The 1,878-nt window shown below is 72.1% G+C and carries 2 protein-coding genes; both read left to right on the top strand.

Annotated features, from left to right (window positions below):
• On the top strand, positions 1-1,160 hold a 1,160-nt coding region (locus NHG85_RS16700; RefSeq protein WP_253334515.1), incomplete at its 5' end, for an NEW3 domain-containing protein.
• 166 nt (positions 1,161-1,326) lie between these two features.
• Positions 1,327-1,878, top strand: a 552-nt coding sequence (locus NHG85_RS16695; protein ID WP_253334514.1) for a hypothetical protein, incomplete at its 3' end; no start/stop codon positions are given.

Genomic DNA, 1,878 nt, shown 5'->3' with positions numbered 1-1,878 from the left:
TCGCGGGCGCGCTCACCGCCGCCGCGGTCGATCTTGAAAACCGCGGCACCGCCGGGGCGGAGGGCGACGGCGCCAACGCCACCGATGGCGGCGCGCCGTGGATCACCACCGCCGCCGATCCCGGCGAGGCCGTCACCTTTCCGATGCGGATCGAGAATCTCGGCCCGACCGCCGACAGCTACAACCTGTCGCTGGCGACGCCGCTTCCGGCGGGCTGGCTGGTCGAATTCCGGCTGGCCGACGGCACGATCGTCTCCAACACCGGCACATTGCCGAGCGGCACCGCGCGCGAGATCGACGTCATCGTGACGCCGCCCGCCGGGGCGAGGGCCGCCACCGTCCCGGTCGAGATCGCCGTCACCTCTCCGGTTTCGGGGCAGGGTGATCAGATCCACAACGCCATCGCCGTCAACGCCGTGGCCGACCTGTCGATCACCGCCGACCAGACGGTGCAGGCCGCACCCGGCGGCACGGTCGATATCCTGCATACCCTTACCAACGAGGGCAATGTCGACATCACCGCGGGCGCGATCGGCGTGACCGGGCTGAGCGCCTTCAGCGGCGCGATCTACCACGATGCCAACGGCGACGGGCGGCTGGACGCCACCGATCCGCTGGTCACCGATATCGCCGACATCACCGGCGGGCTGGCGGCGGGCGAGACGCTGTCGCTGATCCACCATGTGCAGGTGTCGGGCGTGGCGGGGCAGACCGAGGCCGCCACCCTCACCATCGGCAGCAGCCTCAACGGCGGCGCGCTGTCGGATGCCGATACCTCCGACAACAGCCTCGTCGACCGGATCACGGTGGTCTCGGGCGACGTGGTGCTGGTCAAGACGCAGGCGGTCGATCCGGGCTGCACCGGCACGCCGGGCAGCTATGGCAAGACCCGGCAGGACGTCTCGCCGGGGCAGTGCATCCGCTACCGCATCACCGCCAGCAATTCGGGCGCCGACCCGGTGAGCGACGTGGTGGTGCAGGACATCGTGCCCGCCTATACCGCGCTCGAAACCTGCGGCACCGCCTGCGCCGCCGCCGTGACCCCCGCCGGCAGCTCCAGCGTCGACATCACCGCCGCGCCGAACATCCGCAGCACGCATGGCACGCTCGCGCCGGGCGGCGTCGCCACGCTGGAGTTCACCGTCCGCGTCGACGACTGAGCCGCGCCGCGCCGCGCTGCGCTGCCCGGTCGCGCCGCAATCCCGCTTTCGCCTTTGCGCCATAGGCCGCGCGCCTCCGCCCGATGGGCGGAGGCCCGGGCCCCTGCTGCCTTCCGCACCCCATAAGGACCACGCAATGCCGCGTCGCCTCACGCCTCCTGTCGTCATGTCCGCAGCCTGGCGGCTCTGCCTTGTCCTGCTGCTCGCGCTTTGGGGTCCGGGCATGGGCGGCGGGCTTGCCGCGGCCCCGGCACGGGCGGGGGCGGCGATCGTCAACATCGCACAGGTCTCCTATTTCCACACCGGTCTCGGCCTGCGCGAGACGGTCTCCTCGAACCGGGTGGAGGCGCTGGTGCGGGCGGTGCCGGCGCTCGAGCTGGCGGGCGGGGCGGAGCGGGTCGTGCCGCGCGGCGTCTCGACACGGCTCGACTTCGTGATCCGCAACACTGGCAACACCGATCTCGACATCTGGCCCGCCGTCGCCCAGGCGCAGGGCAAGGCACCGCTGCGCGGGATGCGGCTCTATTGGGACCGCGCGGGCAATGGCGTGGTGGATCACGACGATCCGCTTGTCGGCGCACGGGCGATCCCGCTCGATTTCGGGGGGGAGGTGCGGCTGATCCAGCTGTTCGAGGTGGCCGCCCATGCGACGCTGGGCCAGTCGGCCACGCTGCGGCTTGAGACGCGCGCGCAGGCGCGCGACGTGGCCGCGGCGGTC

Origin of the sequence: Limimaricola litoreus, from assembly GCF_024159025.1 — a bacterium.
GTDB lineage: Bacteria > Pseudomonadota > Alphaproteobacteria > Rhodobacterales > Rhodobacteraceae > Limimaricola > Limimaricola litoreus.
This window is presented reverse-complemented; position numbering and strand designations above follow the sequence as displayed.